Origin of the sequence: Oribacterium sp. KHPX15 (assembly GCF_900107835.1) — a bacterium.
Taxonomy (GTDB): Bacteria; Bacillota; Clostridia; order Lachnospirales; family Lachnospiraceae; genus Oribacterium.
Genome location: NZ_FNRG01000003.1, coordinates 1 through 22,669, shown reverse-complemented (window position 1 = coordinate 22,669; position 22,669 = coordinate 1). Strand labels below are relative to the sequence as shown.

The window sequence follows — 22,669 nt, the reverse complement described above, 5'->3', positions numbered from 1 at the left end:
TTTAAAATAATATATTTTATCAACTAAAAATTAATGAACCCCACTCACATACGGTATCTTTTAATTCTATTGCCTTCGCGCCTGTTTTGTTAAAAAAGTTTTGTCCTGCCGACGTAACGGCTTCTATTCCGCCCATTGGATCATCTGCGTAGTCAAGAAAGAGATCCGAAAGCTCATCTTTCCATTCAGCCTTTGGATTATCTGTTGCTATTTGTACAATCCCATTAAGTCCGGCATCCACTACTATAGTTGCGACTGCTACGCCACCTGCGATTAACCAGGCCGGAGCCGTAGTGATTCCGGCAGCTGTTGCAATTGCACCCACTGCTGCAGTAAGGGCTATGTTTTCCACCACTGCTAATCCTGCCTCATTTCCTGTCTCTACAAAGAATCTTTCCAAAGTCATTCCACCTTTTTGATATTCTTCATAGTTTTCAACTCCACTGTCAAAAATTTTCATGGCCCAATTGCAAGCTGCTGAAGTCGCTTTGCTTGCATTCGAAAAATCAAAATACTGCCCCACAGAGTCGCTCATTGAAAAAGTACTAGGATTTAAAAATAGATCGGACCATTCCGTTGTGGGTGAATCCACTAAGTCTGCAAAACCACCAATAATTCCTGCAATGCCACTAAACGGATTAGAGGGATCATATGAAACTAACTTTCCCCATGGACCTGTTGCTCCTTTTAAAAATTCAAGAGCTCTATTATAATTAAATCCAATCAATCCACCCGCAATATCCTCAACTGTATGGATTACATCACCAAATTGCACAGGATTATCATTTACCCATGATGGATTATCTGTGATACCCACGGCAACTGCTTCTGCACCAATACCTTTAATAACATTACCGCCAATCAATCCGGTCTCCGTTGAGATATACTCCTCAACTACCTCTTGTAGTGTAGTTGTACATTTTATTAAAATATCGTTAGTGTGCCTCATATCACTCAATAGCTGTGTAAGCCTACCATCGATGGCAGATCTGTTTTGAACTTCCCATCTTATATTTCGCTTTACATTTGCTATATCAGAATAAAGTCCGTTATATTTTACAGAATAACGGCGAAAATCACTATCGACCTGTTTAGCTTCTTTAATCCTGATTTTAAACTCGCTCATTTAACACCTGCTAAAACATTAAGATTAATATAATACTACGTAAACATAGATTTGCTTTATCTGTTTCCTTTATTTTATGTTTATATACTACTACCTAATATTATCTTCAGTGAAAAAGCTGATGAACAGCATATTTTTCTGACAAAAGGAACATTTCAGACTGATCTGACTGCATCCTCTTATGCTTTCACTATTCTGTCACCTTTCACCCTTCAAGTTTCCTTATTACTTCTCCCATATTGAAGACCAACTTCGATATAACCTGCTAAAATTATAACATCGCCATAATCCATTCACAATAAAAGAGGCAGACACAATTAAGTCTGCCCCTTAATACGCTCGGGATGCCTTCATGAACTTTGGAGGCCCTTTTATAATAAATCTGACCCTCGATGCCAAATCTGATCATCTGTATCATCATCGTGAGTTGATGGCACTTCTTTTGTTTTAGAAACTTCTACGGTCATCTTCTTTGCAGGTTCTTCTTTTCTGACTTGTACTTCTGCTCCTTTTCTTGCTGCCTCAGCTTCTTCTAAAAATCTCTTCAACACAGGTGCACCACAGGATGGACAGAAATCCGCACCAGACACCAAAGGACCACCGCACTTTCCACAGAATCTGATAACATCCTTCTTTTCCGTTTCAACACCGTCTGTATTATTTGATACATTTTCTGCCGGATGACTTATTACTCTAGACATCTGACTCGTCGATTCTGACATCTTATCACGAGAATCTTCTGTTTCAACACGGGAAAGCAACTCATTAATGTCAGCATCCATCTGCAACTTTTGAAGGCCAACTAAACCGGACATCACTAAAATCATGCCCAATGAGATCATATTTAAAACATACCATCCTGTTGTTTTAAATAGGCAATAATTTTGACTGGCTATATCCTCCGTTACTTTTCTAAAATATAGCCACATTATAGCATCAACTAGTCCGATCAAAAAAATGGCACTAGTATTCTGTTCATCAGATTGCTTATTCTTATACAAAAGAACTAGCAATAATATTGGAATAATCACACAAAGATACATTATTGGATATGGTTCAACTGCTTCTTCTCCTGCAATAGTAATTCCTCCAGCAGCCGCCATAACAGATACCTGCATCTCAAAACTGAAAAAAGACGCTATGAATGACGGGCAAAACACCATCACAATACATATGATAGAAAGAATTCGTAATACTTTCCTGACCGTAAGTTTTGAACCGCCTGCATTTTCCTTTTCCATAACAATCCCCCTTTATAAATCTCCTGCATATTGCAGAAACTCATATTCCTCTTCCTGTTTTTCTACTCTCTTTTCTTCTATTTTTTCAGGCAGTGATCTGCCAAGCAATGAAAGAAACACCGCATTTAAAGTATTAAAAACCGCTCTCATATCCGGTCTGTCTTCGGGTTTCTTAGCAAGCATTTTCTGAATCATGACCTTGCAATAATCATTATTGATCTTTCCAACATCCAATGGATGGTCATCCAACACAGCTTCGTATGCGTACTGATACTCGTTATGATCAAAATCCGGCATTTCACCGGTGAGATATTGGTGGAACACAAGTCCTAATGCAAAAACATCCATTTTGCAGCTAAGATTCGATTCTATCTCTGCAATGTGAAGGAATCCTTCCGGTGACAGATATACCATGTCACCATTAAGTTCTTCACCCAATTTTGGACTGTTGTATTCAAAAAAACTGCAGTCGAAATCGATGATATATGGTCTTGGAATATACCTGTTGTTAATGATCAGTATATTATCCGGCTTGATATCCGAATGTATTATTCTCTTCTCATGAATCCTAGCCATTGAGTGTGCAACAGCACAACAAAGCCGAAGCCTGTCCGTAAACATACATTCCTGCAAATCCGAAATCGACATTTGCCTGTCAACATATGCTTTTGTTGATATATAGTACTTTGATCCAACCCTGAAGAATTGTTCCACGGCTGCAATGTGTCCATCATCAGCATCACGGATGGCAGAATACAATTCTTTCTTTTCCTTAACAAATGAATTGCATATTCTGATCCTCTCTTGTTTTTTCTCTTCGGTAAACATGGCATCCTCTGAGGGATAGACCGGGGCCAAAAATTCTTTTATAAAATATTTCTTATTTGCCCGTAATCCAATCCCCCACTTGGAAAAACCACTATTGTCACAAGTCAAAGGTCCATCCAGATAATAATTATTAATGTTAATACAATCCATATTACTCTTCTCTTACAGCATACCGGTAATAATTAGGCTTATAGCTTTCCCAAAATGATATGCCTTTATCCGGTTCCGCAGCATTAAATCTCCGGACAATGTCTGATACTGCTTCATACCGGTTTCTAAAATATTCCTGAACCGAAACAAAGTCATCAAAGCCAAAAGCCGCAATCGCAATTGTCTGATCATCACCGGATCTCTTTGAAATATCCTCGTTCAATGATTTTTGCCATATATCAACATTAGGCGCTTTAATCAAAGACTCCAAAAGCATAAGTTCAAATTCCATAGGTGATGAAACATACCCGAAACATCCATCAGAGGCAGCAATAACCATGCAAGGGTGCTTTATCGGAAACGTACGGGTATGAAGTATGAATTTTTCATCAGCAGAGAGTACATTTGTAAGAGCACCGTCTCTGGTCAGGTTACTCATTGCATCTTCGCCTTTGATATCATCTTCGCTGATTTGAGCCAGTCCATAATAATCCAAAATATATGTCCTTGAATCCCCTGCCCAAATATGTTCTGATTTCAGCCCTTCTTTATCAATACTAAAAGCAACTGCAGCGATTGTAGATGGGAAAGATCTGACCATCGTTCCCCTTAATTTTGAAACTTCTTCTCCCGAGTTCTTTTGACACAATGTAAGATTGGAAATGATATATTTCTTAAGCAAATCCGAATCCCATTTATATCCAAATGAAGAACATGCATCAAACCACATACGTACGGCATTTCCCACTGCTCTGGAAGCAAGATATGCCTCAGTTTTTCCGGAAATAGCAGAACATGTCTTTGAACCCAGTCCGCCACACCCATCAAAAGCGCCCATTATCCCTGCTTCCACTGTATATGCTTCAAAACCACAGTCCTCACCCCTGGTCAGAATTTTTTCATTACAGATCAGAAAGTGCGTTCCCAATAACTCCAGGAAATCCTTTGAACCTGCTGCAGTAAACAAACTATCATCCACGGTAATGCTACCTCTATAAAATCTTAAATTGTCTGGGATATAACAGAAATAATCTGGCCATACTCCGCATCCTTTAAGCCGTCACCTGCTTCGGAAGGATAATGAAGAACTTTGTCCCAGTTGTCTGAAACCTGTTTCCAGCCCTGCATATCCGGTGCAAAAAGTACAAGACGCTTTGCTTCCTGATCCATATATCCGGGGTCTCCGGCATCTCCCCACCAGGAGGTCAACTCGCGTATATCGGAAGCCATTCCCTTCGGATAGTATTCAGAATCTTTTCCGAATCCAAGTTCATGTGCATCATCATCTGTCCACAAAACTATAACGTGGCGCTTTTTAGCATTTTCTGTATTCCATTTAGATCTTATCGCGTATGCCAATGCTTCCAATCCGTCCTCTGGATCATCTCCGCCTCCCTTGGCTACCAGACTGCCAACACATTTCTTCAATTTTTCGGCATCTTCCGGAAGTCTGAAGAAATCAGTTACAAGCATAGCATCCTCGTTGTCAGCCAAATAATCTCTGAATGCAATAATCCTGACTCTCAGTGTATCGATATGCTTTCCTTTCTGCTCCATACAGTTCTTAACGTCCTGATACAGATTCAAAGCGTTGTTTTGTACGATCTTTATAATATGATCCATACTTCCTGTTACGTCGATGCAGAAAACCATATCAACGTTGTACTTAATCTTGTAATTGCTTCCCATAATAAACCTCCATTTAAATCATTTTTTTAGTTCATATATATTATAGATTTCCACCTCTATAAATCAGTCCTTCTGCTTCTTTGAATTTTTTTCTAAACTGATTATTCCTTCTACGCATTTTTACAGCTGCAGCAATACATACGATCATTGCAATTGGTGAAACTATCGGATAGATACCACATGATATTTCTCCAAGATACTTTGATTTCAGCATAAATATTTCGATAAATAAAACCACCGAAGGAGCCATGGTTCCTATAAGGCCCAGAATTGTTAATGCATACGATGCACGGTTATCTGTCTGTTTGGAAAGCTTCATAAGTCCAATAAAAGAACAAATAATTGCCACTGTACCTAAAGCAATCAGAACATACAACTGCCAGGGGGCGAAGACAACAAGTCCTTTACCCGTGTACTCATTAAATACGAAAGAACCAAAACCATTTGCATCTTTAAGAAAATCTATTATGGTAAACGTTCTATGAACCCCGTCTCTATTGGTGTAACCCACAATAGTTGTAAATGCTGACAAAACCGCTATGACAAGACCCGTATATGCAACGATAGTCAATTTATCACCTTTTATTTTTTTACTCATAATCCCCCCATATCGATTATTCATCTTCATCAGATACATCGTTTTCATTTACATTAGTAATTATACAACTTTGAATCTGTAGCCTTTTTGGAATTTCTGTCAAAAGGCTCATCCGACCTATCATTTTTTTTAAAATTCTGTTTGTCGCCGGTATTATCGCTATCGGAAGTGTTTTTTGATTTTAACTCTGCAATCTCATGTTCTAATTTCTCAATATGCTCTTTAAGCTCAGAGATTTTATCATTCAAAGATTCTTCAATATCGGCGATTTTACTTTCTATGCTTTCCTCTGATCCGCTGATATCAAAAGTCTGCTCAGGCGCCTGCGATGTGATTTTTTTCCTCAATCCATTAACATCATCTTCCAGCTCCTTTATCCTATTCAGGCTGACAACGCATGATATGGAAACAATCATCGATATCAATGCCAACAGCATCGTTACCACAAGCAATGGACCGCTATTCCTATTGTTTTTCTTTTCCTTTTTATCCAAATTATTCTCCACTTTTACAGGTTCTTTCACCCTTGGACTTATTTCGTTTATTTCAGATGGCTTGATTTTTTTTGTTTCAGGTAGCTTGTTTTCTTTTGTTTCAGATGATTTGATCTCATTTGTTTCAGGCGGTTTGGCATCACATAAATCCCAAAACCCATTTCCATTTACTAACGGAATTTGTTCCCTGCCACAATGTGGGCACGCCGTTCCATTGTTAGTAATTTTTTTACCGCACCACTTACAAAACATATACCGCCTCCACTACTTCTTCAAACCACAAACAACGCACCCCGTCATTTGCAAATCGTTATGCGTGCCACACTCGGGGCAATTCCAAAAGGACTCTGCATGATTTTCAAAGGTCATGTATACTTCACTGTCCTCACTGTCAATGCCATACGTTTCCCCACTGTTTTTTCCCGATTCGGTGTTTTGATAGACCGTACCAGTAGAATTTGAATATTCGCTAAAGTAGGCCAAATCTCCTTTAAATGCACCTGTTTGATTCTGTTCCTGATCATCGGTTACGTTCTCATTATCCGTATATGGTTTTCTTGGTTTTAAAAAATTAAATAAGCCCATACCTTTTCCCCTCTTTTTTTCTTTTCATCAGCCAAAACATAATCCGAAAGTAAACTTGAAGTTTTTTCAAGTATTCCTCCGGATTATTCAAGGATTGATTCGTTTTATGTTTGTCGATAAATACTGTCAATAGTCATAATAATAAAACTAAACCGACTCATTCACAGATTACTAACTCTACATTTTTCACTATTTACAGACTAAAACACACTTATAAATTATACATCTTGCCACATTATTTGTCACTATGTCGTAATAATATAGACTTTCTTTAGATATCTAATTTTCTAAAAAAATACATTTAAATAAACGCAAAAAAGCGGGGTGCACAATGCTCATGCACTGTACACCCCCACTTTGTCGAATCAATACTTCTTCAATTTCAAAATATCACACCTGCTCAAGTGCTTCCTCCAGCGCTCTTGAAAGCTGGTCTCCGCAGGAGGTTCCTTTTCCTCCGCAGTCTACACCTTTAAGGATTTCTGCAATCTCACTTGCAGGCTTGCCTTCGCAAAGACGGGAGATGGCTTTCAGGTTTCCGTTGCAGCCTCCCACAAAAGAAACATTTCTTACCTTCTTTTCATCATCCAGCTCGAAATCTATAAGTCTGCTGCAGGTTCCGCTTGTTTTGTACTGAAAATGTGTCACGATATATCTCCTTTTGGAACAGACTACTCATTTGTCCGTTCATTATTATAATGTTTTATCCATTCATTGGTCTCTTTTCCGGAGCCAACATCCGGCTGAATTCATAAAAAAGCTATTGGATCAACCTTATTCTGCCTATCAGCGGCAATTCATTTGGTACCTGATCGGCGGCCCAGATTACACCGAGAATAAAACATATCAATATAAAAATCGCCCATAACCATCCGACAAACGGGATCAGACAAAACATTCTGAACACGTGGAAAACCAAAGCCTGATTCATATAAAACTTTGCGCCTTCCCTGTCTCCGGCAAAATATGATACAATGAATCCTATCCAGGTCATGTATGCAACGACACTTGTGGCCTTGATTGACATCTTCCCGTAATTTTCCGTGTTGTAATCATGATTCCAATTGTTAACAGCCTCGCCGTTTACATTGGAACTGTACGAACCATTTACAATAGGACTGCCCGAACCGTTTACATCGGTACTACCTGAACCATTTACATTAGGACTGCCCGAACCGTTTACATTTGGACTGCTCTGACCGATTACATTGCCGCAATTCGGACAGAATTTGACATTATCATCTATATACGCTCCGCATTTAGAACAAAACATAACATCCTCCTTCTAATCTATTAACTCACGGTATTCACCGTTTATATCTCAAAAATAAATATGACCGGCTGCTTAATTCTCAGCTCTTACGGCCTTCGAACTGAATTGTATTTTATAAGATATGATCGCGGAAACGATCATTAATATACTGATCCATTGTGATGTAGACAGTTCCGAAAGGTGTCCCCTTAAACTGTCATATCTCAGAAATTCAAGAAAGAATCTTACAACACCATATAAAAAAAGATACATCTCGATTGTACAGTTAAGATCCGTTCTGATCTGAACTGTAAAAATGATAAGAGCAATGATCATCAGTGCTGCAGCTTCAACCAGCTGAATAGGAAAAAGTTCTACCCCGGCAGGAGCATAAGAACCTTCAGGGAATACAACTGCTCCAACCCCATGATAGGGAATTCCGTAGCAGCACCCTGCCATAAAACAACCTATTCGCCCAAAGGCATGCATAAAAGGAATCAAAAAAATAAGCTTTCTGATATAGGTGCCTGCAGCAATCTTATGAGCTATGCCTGCAATGTAGGCAAAGAGAAAACCGCCGATAAAACCACCGTAAAATACAAATCCTCCGAGTATCAGTTCATTAAAATAATTAAAGTCCGATATCCTGCTCCAATCTATATATTCTCGCGACACAATGAGATACAGCGCCTTAGCACCTGTAAATGCCCCTAATAAACAATATGCCTCGAGAATAATGAAGTCATTAAAATCAAGCTTATTTCTTTTTATAATAATTACTGCAACAATATTGGCCAGAACAAGCCCCGCTGCAATACATAATCCGTATGATGGGATTTTCAAACCAAAGAAGTTTGTGTATAAATGCATTTTCTCCTTATTAAAAACCCCCGCACAAAGGCAGGGGTCTCTTTCTTATTACAATATATCCTTATGCGTAAGCCAGAGCTCCAACACATGCTGCACATGCTATATAGAAAATAAGGGATATAACTAATCCTATTATAGAGCAAACCATACCGGCTGTTGAAATACCGGCTTTTGCAGGATCTTTTCTTCCCAATGCACCAAGAATAATTCCAATGATTGCCAGAATAGTTGATAACCAGCCCATACCCGGAATTGGAATAAAATTAAAAATGATTGCAATAATACCTAATACCAATGATGCTACACCCATAAAAAATTATCCTCCTTTAGGTGATTTATAATATAAAAAAAATATTCAGAGACAATTTTAGTAGATTAAATAGAAATCATCAATATTTAAATCCATAAAAAATCTTAATAAATTTTTTTATAGCTGTCTAAGTTCACGCACTTAACCTTCTTTTTTCAACAACCCGGTTATCGTCTCTTCACTGAACTTTTCAAAATCCTCCACCGGAAGCGGCTTACAGAAATAGTATCCCTGCATTTCTGAACATCCATTTTCCTGAAGGAACTTTGCCTGGGATAACTCCTCTACACCTTCAGAGATAAGCTTCATGCCGAGGTCATTGACCATCTTTATCATATAGGAAACGATGATTCTTCCTTTTTCCGGGTCACCGTTTGCAGTAAGGAAACGGAAATCAAGTTTTATACGGTCAACCGGTATTTCCTTCAGCATACGAAGCGCTGAATATCCGCTACCGAAATCGTCCATTTCAACTTCAAATCCATATTCCCTTAATCGCCTTGATGCATCAATGATAAGAGCGGAGTCCTCTGCATAGGCAGTCTCGGTTATTTCTATATGAATCTGATCCGGCGTCAGACCGTAGGTTGTTATCAGCTCTTTAAAGTGATTAGGGATATCAACCTGTTCCTTGATATCACTTCTTGAGACGTTTACAGATACAGTTCTGTGGATTCCCTGCCCGTTCCATCTCTGAAGATCCTGACACACCTTTTCCCAAACAAAACAATCAAGATCATAAACCAATCCGGACTCTTCAAGAACAGGAATAAACTCCCCGGGGCTTATCCAGCCGAGCTTGGAATGATTCCATCGGCACAGAGCCTCTGCTCCTATGATTTTTCCGGTTTCAAAGTTAACCTGAGGCTGATACCATACCTGTATCTCACCGGAGCCGATTGCTAACGGAAGATTTCCGATGATGTCCGCAGATCTCATTCCCTTTTCCCACTGATCGGGATTATAGAAGCCATAGCTCTCTTTAAGGTTCTCTTTGACCTTTTTCTCAGCTACTCTCGCAAAATCAATCATATGATCAACATCGGGATTCCTGTAATCTTCAGGTGTAAGCACATAAATTCCGCTGCAGATTCTGACCTTATTATCATGATTTCTGTTTATAAAGAAATCTCTTATATGATTGATTACATCATTTTCATCTTTCTTAAGCTGCGTATTTCCACCTGCGTGTCTCAGAACAACAAAGTGGTCTCCTTCCATTCGACCTATAGCTTCATCATCTTCCATTACCTCCATGGATTTTTTAGCCCAGAAGGTCAGAAGCTCATCACCTGCTTCTTTACCGAAGCGGTCATTTATATACTTGAAATCCCTGATATTGTTGTAAGAAAGAATATACTTAGTGTCAGGATTATTTCTCAGAATCTCCACAACCTTTTTTCTGAAACCATTGATACTGAGCGCTCCCGTAAGGGGGTCATGGTCGATAAGCTCGCGCATCTTCTGCTCCTGCTGTAGTTTAAAAGAACGGTATTTCTGCTGTGTGATAATGAGTAAAGATATAAACAGTAATGAACCAAGAAGCAGGACAACTCTATACTCATCGATATAATCAAAAAAGTTATACTGATATAACTTACGGGAAGTGTAATCAAGTACGATACCCTGTCTGACGGTATCCGGAAGTCCGTCAATTCCCTGATTAAGTCGTTTTATAATGTCATAGCCTTCAGCCGTATCTCTCGTACCCACTCTGAAATCCATGGAGAATATGGTTGATGTCTGCGCAGAAAGGTCTTTGTAAGAAGGCTTCTGAAGGACGTAACTCCATACATAGGAATTGTGAAGAAGAGCATCAACTTCACCTTTACGAAGGACTTTAACACAGTCATCTATCTTTTCATAGAGATTGATCTCCATTCCGGGATACATCTGGCTTATGGTTTCAGCCACACCACCCTGGGATTTAAGCATTCCCACCTTAATTTTATTTAAAGATGTAATATTTCGGTGATTTACTGTGACTATAGTGAAGGGGGTCTGCATCAGGTTGTCGGAAACTATGCTGCTCTGACCTGAAGAACTTTTTATGGCGCTGCCAAAGGGTATAAGAATGTCATACTCCTCATTGTCCAGGGCATCCTTAAGAGTCTTTTCCTTCATAACCCTGAACTCAACCTCGAATCCTGCTTTATCCGCTACCGCCCTCATAAGATCAGCACCGATACCTATCACCTCTTTATTATCATCGAGATAGAATACCGGACATCGATCAACAGGTACACACACCGTTAGAACCTCTTTGTTAACTGTGGTCTGGTCTGCTAAAGCCCCAAAGGTAAAACAAAAGACAACAAAAAGACACACAATTGAAGCCAGTATCAGATTATGGTTTCTATTCGTTCTCAAATCAGCATACCTTCCTTTTTCATTGCCCTATACATTGATTATCGGCCTAAGATAATTTTATATAAATCATTCACATCAGTAAACTCAAAAGAAACGATATACTTACATTTGGAAAACAATTTTTCAGTCGCATATTCACATCCGTCCCAGGTGGAATTCCCGATGGGATATAAAAAGGCGGCCGGGATAACCCGACCGCCATCAAAAGTGTAGATCACTTTATTATTTTTTATTATTATCCAACATACTCTACAGCGCTGTTTCCTGCGATCTGACCAAATACGATGATATCAGTTACAGCAGTTCCGCCAAGACGGTTTCCGCCGTGAACGCCTCCGGTAACCTCACCGGCTGCGAAAAGACCAGGGATAACTTCGCCTGACTTGTTGATAACTTCTGAATTAGTATTGATCTTAAGACCACCCATTGTGTGATGGATACCGGGAGTTACAAGGATTGCATAGTAAGGTGCTGTTGCAAGGTCGTTCTCATTAGAGAATGATGTACGTCCGAACTCTTCATCCTTCTTGTCAGCCCAGATCTTAGCCCAGCCTTCCATTGTCTCCTTGAATGCATCTGCAGGGATACCGATAGCCTCTGCAAGCTCCTCATAAGTCTCACCTGTATAGCCGTAACCGGAATCAAGGTAGCCCTTATATACCTTTGAACCATCGATCATCTTCTGATCAAGGATAAGCCATGCAGTACCATTTGTCTGCTCGATCTCAGCTGCAGAAACCTTATCTCTTGTTGCAACTTCATCGTAGAAACGTTTTCCTTCGTTGTTTACAAGGATAGCACCGTCACCACGAACACCCTCTGTGATAAGGTGTGCATTGCCGCCCTCATCAATATGAACTGTAGGATGGATCTGGATCTGATCAAGATCAACTACGTCAGCATTAACATCTTCAGCCTGTGCCATCTTGATACCCTGGCCAAGAGCACCGTCAGCATTGGTTGAGCAGAAGCCCTTGAGATCAGGTTTAAGCTCTTCAACCATCTCCTGGTTTGCACCGAAACCACCGGTTGCAAGAACTACAGCCTTGGCATTTACAGTGATCTCATTTCCGGTCTCACCTTCTGCAACGACACCAACTGCCTTGCCGTCTTCCATGATGATCTTGTTAGCTGTTGTATTGTAGTAAACCTCGATACCGTCTCTCTCCTCAACGTTCTTTGTAAGAGCAGGTACGATGAATGCTCCGACTGAAAGTGTCTTGCCTTCTGCATCTACAGGTCTGTGGATACGCTTAACTGAAGCACCGCCGGCAGCACCAACAGATGAAAGCTCTGCGTTGTGCTCCTTAAGCCATGTGATAGCACCTGCTGAATTCTTTGTAAGTGTATCAACAAGCTCAGGATCGTTGATTCCGTGTCCGCCGATGATTGTATCGAGAGCCATAAGCTCAGGAGAATCGAAATATCCTTCAGGTGAAGCCTGGTAAGCATCCCACTGCTGCTGAACTGTTGCAGCAAGCTCTGTGATAGTCTTGTTATCAGCCCAATCCGTAGCAGCTGTCTTGAGAGTCTTCTCAACACCGTCACCCTCTGTAAACTCATTCTTGCTCTGGTATTCTGTGCCTGCAGCATTGAGGCCACCTGTTGAACGAACAGTGTTTCCACCGCCCATTACCTGTGACTCAAGGATAACTACCTTCTTACCTGCGTCAGCTGCTGTGATGGCTGCTGTCATACCTGCGCCACCCATACCAACTACAACTATATCTGTTTCGATGGTCATATCCTCTTGAGGCTCAACTGCTGCATCGATTTCTATTGAATCAAGGTCTTCAGGCTTAAGTCCTGCCTCTGCAAGAGCTGCTGTAGCTGCCTTAACGATAGCATCTGATGTGATGGTTGCACCGGAAACAGCATCAACCTGAATTGTGTTTCCTGCGATCATCTTCTCAGGGAAATCTGCGATAGGCTTTGATCCGATACCGTCTGTCTCTCCCGGACCTTCGATCTTAACGTCAGCGATCTTTCCGTCTTCAAGTGTCAATGTTACTGTTACAGGGTTGCTGTCACCGTGGATTCCAGGTGCTGATCCTGTAAATGTTCCTGAAACCGCTCCTCCCTCTGCTGCCGGAGCTTCTGTTGCTGCTTCTGTTGCAGCTGCAGTTGTTTCTGCCTGTGCTGCAGTTGTTGCAGTAGGTGTGTTTCCCGCACAACCTGCAAGTGCTGTTGCTGTCATGGCACCTGCCATAACCACTGAAGTAATCTTCCTACCCAGTTCTAGTTTTTTCATAATTTTTTACCTCTCAGTTCATTTTGACAATTTTGTCAATTAGATACGGTTTTCTGTGGCAATATTATCATCCGGCTATAGATAATGCAACGGGTTTTTGATATATTATTGACAACGTTATGTTTTTTTTATAAATGCAGGAGCAGATTAATGAATATCATAGAAAAAATGCATCAATTTAAGGATTCCTACACCTCGAATGAACAGAAACTCTATCAGATGATCATTAAAAATCCTGACCTCATACACACCTTCACCATCACACAGATAGCGGGTTTTGCCGACGTCTCTACTTCAGCCATGCTGAGATTTTGCAAACGACTGGGTTTTAACGGCTATAAGGATTTCAAATATGAAATGGATGCCTGGCTCCGTTCCGAAAGTGCACAGTCAGCTTCCGACAATCCTCTTCAAAAAATCGCAAGCTCCTTTTCCGATGCCATAATGTCTATACCGGAGGCATGTGGTGATGGACTAAACAAGCTTTCAACTGACATACTTTCATCTGATAAAGTTATGTGTTTTGGACGATACAGAAATAAGATAGTTTGCGATAAATTCCGGATGAATCTCACAGACCTTGGCATCCCCTGCCTTGTTGCCTCGGATCTTCTGAGCTATGAGCATTCCGAAAAGCTGGTAGATTCAGACACAACAGTTATCATTTTCAGCGTCTATCACGATATGAAAAGCTACCAGCGCATAATTGAGGAAATCTCATCCATAACAGATAAGCTCTGGCTTGTAACCTGTAATATTGAAAGAACCAAACATACTCCTATTCCAAATATTCTTCTCTTACCGAACATCTCAAACAATTTCATGGCCGTTGACCAGCAGACAGTCATGATAGCATTCGTGGAAATGCTGACATATATTTTGAGGCAAAAATAAAAGAGCCAGATCTTACCGCCTGGCTCTCGACAACTTTTAAAAGTCAATTAAACTATGAAAATCCAATGATTTTCCACGCTCTATTGCATGGGTTTTGATTCTCTCCAAAAGATAATCTCTGCAATATTGGTATCATTGTATTTTAAATGGCTCATATTCAGGAAAGCCGATAATGACATGTTTGTTTATGAAAAAATTTTTCCTTTTGGAGTGTAAAGCATGGCAAATTTAAGAGAAACAATAGAATATGCCGTCAGTTATTTAAACTTCAATTGTTGGATTGCCATCCTGACCATTGTGTTTTTACTGATCCAGCTGAAGTCTGATCATACAATACAAAAAACCATAAAAAGCGGAATCATCTTATGCTCAATTGAGATCATTATCTTATCGATCATAACCAACGTTGTACATTGTGTTTATGGTCGGGGACATAAACAGTTTCTTGAATGGTGTTATACTTTGATCTATTTGGGCGTGATGATCATGCCATTCCTTTTTATAAAGTGCACTAAGGTCAGGTTTTTCAATTCCACCAAGGGCAGGCTCGTTGGCTTACTGGCTGTTATCTATGCTGTGGAAATGTTCCTGAATTTAATATATCCGGTATATTTCAGCGTAACCCCTGAAGGTGAATATATAGAAGGACCTCTCTGGTGGTTACGCCCTATTCTGTGCCTGATCATCTATTCACCAACAATCCTTTCCATAATCGTAGGTAAATACCGTACAACAAGAACCGAACGTCTCACTGCGCAGCAGCTTCTGGCTTTGATCATTACCGGTGTGATATTTTATGATTTTTCCTATCAGGGCGAGATCATACCTATATTGATGGCTATAGGTCTTAACTTTACTTACTACATGTTCCTGAACCTCGACCTGAAACGTGATCCGGTTACAGGTTTGCCAAACCGTACAGCCTATAAAAACTTTGCCCTTGAAAACTCAGGCAAGGAAGATATGGTGGTCGCAAGCATAGACCTCAATAATCTGAAGGTTGTAAACGACAGTCTCGGTCACGACAGCGGAGACCAGTATCTCAGGGCCAATGCCTGCACCATAGCTGATGCACTGGAACCTTATGGACGGTTATACCGAACCGGCGGTGATGAGTTTGTATTTCTTGGACAAGACTTAACAAAATGCAAATCCATTTTGGAAGAACTCCAAAAGCGCAAGGATACCGATGAAAAATACGGCATATTTAATATGTCTTTTGCTTACGGTATAATCACAAAAAATGCTTCGGAAGATGTATTCGATGCCGTTAACCGTGCGGATGTCCTGATGTATGAAAACAAAACCGCGATAAAAGGGATAGAAAACGTAAGAAATCCAGTATGAACCGGTAACAACTCAGCCGGGTATAGACAGACCTGAGCCAATTGACTCCGGCTTACCTATACCCGGCTGAGTTTTACTTGCAAATCCAATATTCCGGATTCAACTGGCGGCGCAATTTTTTATAAATTAATTTTTATCTCAGTTTAATATGGAATCTGCATCCACGGACCAACGGGAACCTGGGGTCCCGGGGATATAGTTCCCTGGTCAACTGTTGTTTCAGGAACAGTGACAGAAGTATCTCCTCTTGAAGGACCGAACTCATAGGCATTTTCATTTCCTGCAGAACCTGCGGGAACGTCATTGCCTTCTGAATCTGCATTATATCCTTCATTTATCTCTGCCGCAGCTTCTATCGGATCTTCACCGAAAGACTGTTCCGGTAATGTTTCCATCTCAGCCCAGTCACCTGTAATGAGGTTTCCGTTTACATCATACATTTCGGGAACCGTCTCCGGCTCAAAGCCTTCAACAGATTCATGAGTCTCATACTGGATGTCAAGGTTACTGATGGATACCTTGCCGTCATCTTTCTTTAATTCGGGTGCCTTGTACGTACCCTTTACGGCACCGACGCCCTTCATGAGATCCTCTACGGATGCCTCCTTATAGCGTTCCGCAAGACTCTTGTCAATCTGTATCTCTGACGCTCTTTTTTCTACCGCCGCTGTATCCGTCTTATCGGATGTTCTGACGGAATTTCTTGCCTCAACGGTACGTATCGCCTGATACCTTCCCGTGGATATCGAAAGATTGGACGCCATATTATGTTCTGTAAGATCAGCCGTGTTTATCAGATAATAACTGCTGCCGGTTCCGTTGCTGTCCGAATTGGTAGTCACATTGGTCATTCCTGAAATTTCATTGAGACTTTCTTTTATCTCATCTACAAGCAGCCCGGTTCTTTCAGGTTCCGATCCCGAGACATTGAGAAGGATACATGCTGTCGATGTATTTTTCCCGTTCCCGGATATTTTATCTTTGGTCGCTTCTTTCCCTGCTGTATCACCTTTGCCCGTTCCTGATGTCGCATTGTTTTTTGAATCAGCAAAAAGCCCCTGCTCCTCCATAACCTCGACTGTCTTTTTGAGCGCCTGCCCCAGAGTATTACCTATAAGATGTTTTGTTTCCAGTTCTTTTTCCAAGGTGATGGCTTCGTCGTTTACCGAATAAACCTTTATAACTCGGTTAAAACGGTTTAATGAGAACTCCAGTGATGGATTTACATCCACAGACACATAGGAAACCGCAAATGCCGCGTTGTAGGTATACCAGACCACAAAGGTCAGAACCACCACCATAAATGCTGCTGCCACGAGACGTTTCAATATCTCTGCCGCAATCGGTCCGGCTCCTGTACCGCGGGTGGTCCCGACAATATCGATGGTATCCCCCGCCTGTAACTCATTCTGTTTTATTCTGATAATGTCACCGTTCTTCTTGAGAACCGCCGCCTTACCGTTTTTAACTTCCAGAACTACTGCTTTCATGTATCATCACTTCCTGTTTTCTATGTCATTTAAACATTTCATTCATATATCCAATCCGTATTTTCCCGAAACAGATTTATAGTATTATCGGTTATTTCCTGATAACTTTACTGATATATGAAAAATATTCTCCAAGCTCCGGAAACTCTCCGTTCAGTATCTCCGCCGCCGCAATGATATATTTCCTGTGTTTCTCGATAATCTTCCTTGGCGCTCCACTGTATTTTACAAGCTCCTTCATTGGAAGCTCGAGATTTGATCTCATCATGGAAAAGAAGGCTGGATTTTCAACCAGTACTGCCACCGAATCGGCGACAGCCCCCTTAGCCTTGGCTCCCTTCGGAAAACAGACAGCAAGCTCAAAAAAAGAAAAGCCATAGGGCTCCAGCAGCGCCTGAACCTTTTCTATCTCATTCTTTATCAACTTTTCATTTTCTTTTGTTTCAATGTTTTCGTCCGTCATAATTCCCGTGTGACTTGCAGGTCACGCCCCCGTATGTTCAGATTCATTAACAAAACTACTACAAGTATACAATATATACCCGTCAACTGAAATACATTACAATACTTTCAATATGTAACGAGTTAACGCATGTGTAATCGATAATAAATTACTATTAAAATTTTGAGAAAAAAAGCCCGCGGCAGATCATTATCCGCCGCGGGTGAATACAATAGTATTCTTTTTCATTAATCATTATTCAGCCACTTCCAACAGTGTAATGTCGAAATTCAGCGCTTTTCCCGCAAGTCTATGGTTACCGTCGAATGTAACAGTCTCTGGAGTCTTCTCTTTTACTGTAACCGGGAAACGCATTCCCATTTCGTTCATGAGCATTACATCCTGTCCGATCTCAAGGCTCTCAGCTCCGGGAATTTCCGAAACATTTATGGTGACTAACTTCTTTTCGTTGTACTCGCCGTATGCATCTGCAGGCTCGATGTGAATGCTTCTGCTTTCTCCGACTTCCATATCCACTACTGCCATGTCAAATCCAGGGATCATCATGCCGACACCGGCAATAAAGGATAATGGCTGATTGCGGTCATAAGATGAATCAAACTTGCTTCCGTCGTCAAGGGTTCCTGTGTAGTGAACGCTTACTGACTTACCGGCATTCTTACCCTCGTAAATGATGCTCATTTCACGACTACCGCCGCAGCATCCGCCGCCACATCCACCGCAATCGCCTTCACAATCATCTCCGCAGTCACATCCTTCTTCATCGTGGTGTCCACAGCCGCAGCCACTTGCTTCTTCACTCTCTTCATTATGATAATGATGTCCGCAATGATGGCCTTCACCGTGATGGTGATCTTCCCCATGATGGTCACAGTTTACACCCTGGGAAACCAGATTTCCTGCAAGGTACTCCTCAACAGCTTCATCTGTATTTCCGGCTGCTCCCGAAATAACCTTGATGCCCATTTCTGCAAGAGCAGCCTGTGCACCACCTCCGAGTCCACCGCAGATTAATGTTTCAACCTTAGCATCCTTCAGTACACCTGCAAGAGCCTCATGTCCTGCTGTGCCGGATCCAAGAATTTCACTTGAAACAACCTTTCCATCCTCTACCGTATAGAGCTTAAACTCTTTGGTCTTTCCAAAATGCTGGAACACCTGACCATCCTCATAAGTTACTGCTATCTTCATTTGATACCTCATTTTCTCTTTAATATATGAACATTTTCAAAGTATAAAGTATTTATCCATTATTTGAAAGTATTATCTGATACCCTGTTATTACAAAATAAGGAACACCGAATTTCTCCTTCGGTGTTCCCCTGCAAATCTTCTAAAAAAATTATTTTCCTTCAGCTGCGAGCTGTCCTGCAAGTCTTCCGAAGGTTGCGATTCTTCCTGCCTGAGTTCCGGCGAGGTAATTTGGATAGCTGCCATTGTAATATCCGCCGGCATCATTACCGACAACAAAGAGACCTTCGATTGGTTTAAAGTCCTGACCGAGAGCATGCATGTTCCGGTCAACTTTGATACCGTCAAGAGAACAGATGAGATATCCTCCGGCCTGACGAACACCGTAGAAAGGAGCCTCCTTCATGGAAGAAAGTCTGAAGCCTTCCTTTCCGTAATCCTCGTCCTCACCCTTTTCAAAGAGTTCATTGTAGCGATCCACGGTAGCTTTAAAGTTATCAGTCGGGATTCCAAGCTTTTCAGCAAGCTCTTCTATAGTATCAGCCTTAACGATGAAACCGTCATTGATAAGACCCTCATTCATATCCACTACCATATCCATGGTGAATACAGGAGCTGTTCCGTTCTTGTGCTCGTAAAGTCTGCTGCATCCGTGAGTCTCAAATCTCCGGCAGTCCTCTGTATACTTACTGTCCCAAACTTCACAGTAGGTGTGGAATGGCTCCTGAGCTGCCTGATGCATGATATAGTCATAGGGCTGTGACTCATTCATGAAACGCTGTCCGTTAAGATTTACTTTAAGGAAGGGCTGAGATCCCATCCAGAAAAGCGCACCTCTTGTGGGCTCTCCTGCCTTACCAACTTCATCAGGCTTGATGGCACCACGCTCAAAAATCATGGATGTATGTGTGGTATCCATTACCGCACCTGCCCAGAGACAAGCCTTGATTCCGCTGCCCTTAGCTCCCGGTTTTGAATAGTTCACACATGTCTGTTCCAGAGTCCAGGGCTGAAGCTGTCTCAGCATATCCTCATCTGCACTGTATCCTCCGGTTGCGATGATAACGCCCTTGGAAGCATTGTAACGAACATAATTTCCGTCCTTATCGGTTGCGATGAGACCTGTTACACGACCGGCATCATTCTTTTCAAGCTTTATCATATTGACCTGATATCTGGTTTCAAGACCCTTAGCCTCTGCATACTCGAGAACCTTATCCATGGTCTGCTGCTCATAATAGGTATCGTCATACTGAACGCTGTGGCCTACCTCAAGGAACTTGTAGTTTGACGGAAGACTGTCATCATCAAACTCATGACGGAACTCCATGCCGCCCTGATTGAGCACATCCCTGAACCAGTCCATGGTCTCACCGGAACGGTCCGCCCATACCTTTACGATATCACGCTTTGCATACCCCTGGCTCCAGTCACAGATATACTTGATAGCCTCATTCTTATCGACATTGTGACCGTCCTCCTTCTGCTCTGTTGAATCGCAGGCAGCCATAGTGTCACGGATTCCGGAAGCCTTATCATGCTCAAACTTCTCGATAAGGATGGTTTTTGCACCCTTCTCAGCCGCAGCTGCCGCAGCAAAAAGTCCCGAGGAGCCTGCTCCCACAACCAGAACCTCACAGTCAACGGTTTCCTTTATATCGAACTCTGCTACTTCCGGTGCTTCTCCAAGCCAGTCCTGTGCACTACCTTCCGTAGCAACATCCGAAAGAGTGATTTCCTGACCGGAAGCCTGAGACATACAGTCAAGAACCGCAGTCTTTATAGCGTTGCTGGTAACTGTGGCACCTGAAACACCGTCAATGTCTGCGCCCTGAGCAGCCATCACCTTCCCGGACATTTCATCCCCGATAGCTGCACCGATATTCTCTGTCTCACCGGACACATCAATCTTTATATCGGTAATGCTCTGTGCATCAAAGGTCATGATAACCTTCACGTCACTTGCCATGCCTCTTGCAACAGCTTCATAAGTTCCCGGGGTATAGCTGAGTGACTTAGTCGCAGCATTAAGCGCTTCCTTTGCAAGCTCTGTTTCTGCCAATGTCTCTGCCGCCGCTGCAGCCACTGAAGAGGCCGCTTCCGTAGTCGCCGAAGCCGTGGATTCCGCAGACGGCACATCCTGATTTGTACAGCCGTAAAGTCCCGCAACCGCAATGGATGCAAGACTTGCTCCAAGTCCCTTCACAAAGTCCCTTCTTGATACAATATTCTTTGCCATGATTTCCTCCTACATTAAACCTGTTTTATTTTCCCGCTACAATAACTCGCTGTCTTTTTTCTATGTTCTACATATACTCCTTCGAGCATTTCTGTAGAATTCCACCTGGGACAGTTTTCGCCGGTGAGAAACGTCCCCGGTGGAATTCTGTCCCTTGTTATTTATATGGACGATACCATCTTTACAGCATTACTAAAAGTAAGTATTCTTTAGATATACTGCAAGTTCTGCTTGCGTTTTGATTGACAGGAGAAATCCATGACCATCCAGCAGATAATTATATTCCAGACTCTGTGTTCGGAGATGAACTACAGTAAGGCTGCAGAGAAACTTTTCTGAAGATGCCCTTACAACTCCCGGATTCAGGGCATTTGTCACACCCTTTGCCAATGCCTTGAAAAATTGCCGCCGCATTCTCGTGACTTTAGTCGTGAGTTAGGCGGCTTTTTTGTTGGGAAGTTGCGATTTCTTTATACATATGGTATCATAAACGTATGGATAATATATTTGATTTACCGAACAAAAATGACCTGACATATGGTAGGGGTTACATTTATTCCTTGCAGTATCATATTGTCTGGTGTACCAAGTACAGACGTAAAGTTCTGACGGGTGGTATCAGCGATGATATCAAGGCTTATCTGCAATCCATGGCAGAAGACTATAAATTTACAATCACAGCCATGGAGATAATGCCTGATCATGTACATATGCTGGTGGATTGTTCGCCACAATTCGAAATCCCACGTATGTTAAAGATCCTTAAAGGTAACACTGCGAGATGGATGTTCCTTTCACATCCGGAGATCAAAACAAAACTTTGGGGCGGACATCTGTGGAACCCGTCATATTGTGTGGTCACTGTAAGCGACCGCAGTAGAGAACAGATCATAAACTATATCAATTCACAAAAAGAGCGTTAATGAAAATCCATACATTGTATAAAAGCCGAATCAAGCAAAGCTCTAAAGCCTTCGACGACACAGCAAGGCTTTATTGTCGTGCTGTCGATTTTTATATCAATGTATGCCTTAACGAATGGAAAGACGCTTCTAAATGTTCTAATTCAAAAGATGCCGTCAACTTTTGTGAAAGCGTTTCTCTGAGAACAAAGGCTCGCCCTGCAACGAAGTATGATTTTTCCGGATACCTGTATAAATTTCCATGTTATTTACGAAGAGCCGCTATTGCATCCGCTTTTGGAAAAGTGTCTTCCTATAAATCCAATCTTGCCAACTGGAATGCCAATCCTGTCGGCGAGAAACCGGGTATCCCTCATAC

21 protein-coding genes and 1 pseudogene are annotated in these 22,669 nt (G+C 41.6%); 4 read left to right on the top strand and 18 right to left on the bottom strand.

Going from position 1 to position 22,669, the window contains the following annotated elements; translation table 11 throughout:
• Positions 1 to 19: 19 nt before the first annotated feature.
• The 14 genes from BLV86_RS02805 to BLV86_RS02740 form a co-directional block, all read right to left on the bottom strand.
• Positions 20 to 1,126: a hypothetical protein gene (locus BLV86_RS02805; protein WP_090815042.1), complete on the bottom strand. Its 1,107-nt coding sequence runs from the start codon at positions 1,124 to 1,126 to the stop codon at positions 20 to 22.
• A 371-nt stretch (positions 1,127 to 1,497) separates the two neighbouring features.
• Positions 1,498 to 2,367, bottom strand: a complete 870-nt coding sequence (locus BLV86_RS02800) for a zinc ribbon domain-containing protein (protein ID WP_090815041.1) — start codon at positions 2,365 to 2,367, stop codon at positions 1,498 to 1,500.
• Positions 2,368 to 2,379: 12 nt separating this feature from the next.
• Entirely contained in the window at positions 2,380 to 3,345 is a 966-nt protein-coding gene (locus BLV86_RS02795; protein ID WP_090815040.1) for a protein kinase domain-containing protein, read from the bottom strand.
• Between the two features lies 1 nt (position 3,346).
• On the bottom strand, positions 3,347 to 4,324 hold the full coding sequence (locus tag BLV86_RS02790; RefSeq protein ID WP_090815039.1) for a hypothetical protein: 978 nt from the start codon (positions 4,322 to 4,324) through the stop codon (positions 3,347 to 3,349).
• A gap of 23 nt (positions 4,325 to 4,347) precedes the next feature.
• Positions 4,348 to 5,034: a vWA domain-containing protein gene (locus tag BLV86_RS02785; RefSeq protein ID WP_031547630.1), complete on the bottom strand. Its 687-nt coding sequence runs from the start codon at positions 5,032 to 5,034 to the stop codon at positions 4,348 to 4,350.
• Positions 5,035 to 5,074: 40 nt separating this feature from the next.
• Entirely contained in the window at positions 5,075 to 5,632 is a 558-nt protein-coding gene (locus BLV86_RS02780) for a hypothetical protein (RefSeq protein ID WP_090815038.1), read from the bottom strand.
• Positions 5,633 to 5,685: 53 nt separating this feature from the next.
• Positions 5,686 to 6,378 carry a V-type ATP synthase subunit I domain-containing protein gene (locus BLV86_RS02775; protein WP_090815037.1) on the bottom strand — a complete coding sequence of 231 codons (693 nt, stop codon included), beginning with the start codon at positions 6,376 to 6,378 and terminating at the stop codon, positions 5,686 to 5,688.
• Between the two features lie 12 nt (positions 6,379 to 6,390).
• Positions 6,391 to 6,711 carry a hypothetical protein gene (locus BLV86_RS02770; protein WP_090815036.1) on the bottom strand — a complete coding sequence of 107 codons (321 nt, stop codon included), beginning with the start codon at positions 6,709 to 6,711 and terminating at the stop codon, positions 6,391 to 6,393.
• Between the two features lie 390 nt (positions 6,712 to 7,101).
• Positions 7,102 to 7,359: a TIGR03905 family TSCPD domain-containing protein gene (locus tag BLV86_RS02765; protein ID WP_031547635.1), complete on the bottom strand. Its 258-nt coding sequence runs from the start codon at positions 7,357 to 7,359 to the stop codon at positions 7,102 to 7,104.
• 112 nt (positions 7,360 to 7,471) lie between these two features.
• The gene (locus BLV86_RS02760) at positions 7,472 to 7,984 is read right to left on the bottom strand and encodes a zinc ribbon domain-containing protein (protein WP_090815035.1); all 513 of its coding nucleotides are present in this window, start codon (positions 7,982 to 7,984) and stop codon (positions 7,472 to 7,474) included.
• 72 nt (positions 7,985 to 8,056) lie between these two features.
• A complete protein-coding gene (locus BLV86_RS02755) occupies positions 8,057 to 8,833 on the bottom strand; it encodes a prolipoprotein diacylglyceryl transferase (protein WP_031547637.1) in 777 nt (258 codons plus the stop codon).
• Between the two features lie 61 nt (positions 8,834 to 8,894).
• The gene (locus BLV86_RS02750) at positions 8,895 to 9,143 is read right to left on the bottom strand and encodes a hypothetical protein (RefSeq protein WP_031547639.1); all 249 of its coding nucleotides are present in this window, start codon (positions 9,141 to 9,143) and stop codon (positions 8,895 to 8,897) included.
• 141 nt (positions 9,144 to 9,284) lie between these two features.
• On the bottom strand, positions 9,285 to 11,513 hold the full coding sequence (locus BLV86_RS02745; RefSeq protein WP_090815034.1) for an EAL domain-containing protein: 2,229 nt from the start codon (positions 11,511 to 11,513) through the stop codon (positions 9,285 to 9,287).
• 235 nt (positions 11,514 to 11,748) lie between these two features.
• Complete coding sequence (locus BLV86_RS02740; RefSeq protein WP_242873218.1) at positions 11,749 to 13,764, bottom strand: flavocytochrome c; 2,016 nt, start codon at positions 13,762 to 13,764, stop codon at positions 11,749 to 11,751.
• 150 nt (positions 13,765 to 13,914) lie between these two features.
• Between BLV86_RS02740 and BLV86_RS02735 the strand changes: the two genes are divergently transcribed.
• Entirely contained in the window at positions 13,915 to 14,658 is a 744-nt protein-coding gene (locus BLV86_RS02735) for a MurR/RpiR family transcriptional regulator (protein WP_175456417.1), read from the top strand.
• A 219-nt stretch (positions 14,659 to 14,877) separates the two neighbouring features.
• On the top strand, positions 14,878 to 16,005 hold the full coding sequence (locus tag BLV86_RS02730) for a GGDEF domain-containing protein (RefSeq protein WP_090815032.1): 1,128 nt from the start codon (positions 14,878 to 14,880) through the stop codon (positions 16,003 to 16,005).
• A gap of 143 nt (positions 16,006 to 16,148) precedes the next feature.
• Here BLV86_RS02730 and BLV86_RS02725 read toward each other — a convergent pair whose 3' ends face one another.
• The 4 genes from BLV86_RS02725 to BLV86_RS02710 form a co-directional block, all read right to left on the bottom strand.
• On the bottom strand, positions 16,149 to 17,495 hold the full coding sequence (locus BLV86_RS02725) for an anti-sigma-I factor RsgI family protein (RefSeq protein WP_090815031.1): 1,347 nt from the start codon (positions 17,493 to 17,495) through the stop codon (positions 16,149 to 16,151).
• A gap of 91 nt (positions 17,496 to 17,586) precedes the next feature.
• On the bottom strand, positions 17,587 to 17,958 hold the full coding sequence (locus BLV86_RS02720) for a hypothetical protein (protein WP_090815030.1): 372 nt from the start codon (positions 17,956 to 17,958) through the stop codon (positions 17,587 to 17,589).
• 234 nt (positions 17,959 to 18,192) lie between these two features.
• Complete coding sequence (locus BLV86_RS02715; RefSeq protein ID WP_090815029.1) at positions 18,193 to 19,149, bottom strand: FKBP-type peptidyl-prolyl cis-trans isomerase; 957 nt, start codon at positions 19,147 to 19,149, stop codon at positions 18,193 to 18,195.
• A gap of 151 nt (positions 19,150 to 19,300) precedes the next feature.
• A complete protein-coding gene (locus tag BLV86_RS02710; RefSeq protein ID WP_090815028.1) occupies positions 19,301 to 21,388 on the bottom strand; it encodes an FAD-dependent oxidoreductase in 2,088 nt (695 codons plus the stop codon).
• Between the two features lie 494 nt (positions 21,389 to 21,882).
• On the opposite strand from BLV86_RS02710, the gene tnpA reads away from it, so the two are divergent.
• A complete protein-coding gene (gene tnpA, locus BLV86_RS02705) occupies positions 21,883 to 22,311 on the top strand; it encodes an IS200/IS605 family transposase (protein ID WP_090815027.1) in 429 nt (142 codons plus the stop codon).
• Positions 22,311 to 22,669: pseudogene (locus tag BLV86_RS18075) on the top strand (IS200/IS605 family accessory protein TnpB-related protein); the annotation flags it as partial. The gene tnpA and the pseudogene BLV86_RS18075, both read left to right, overlap by 1 nt.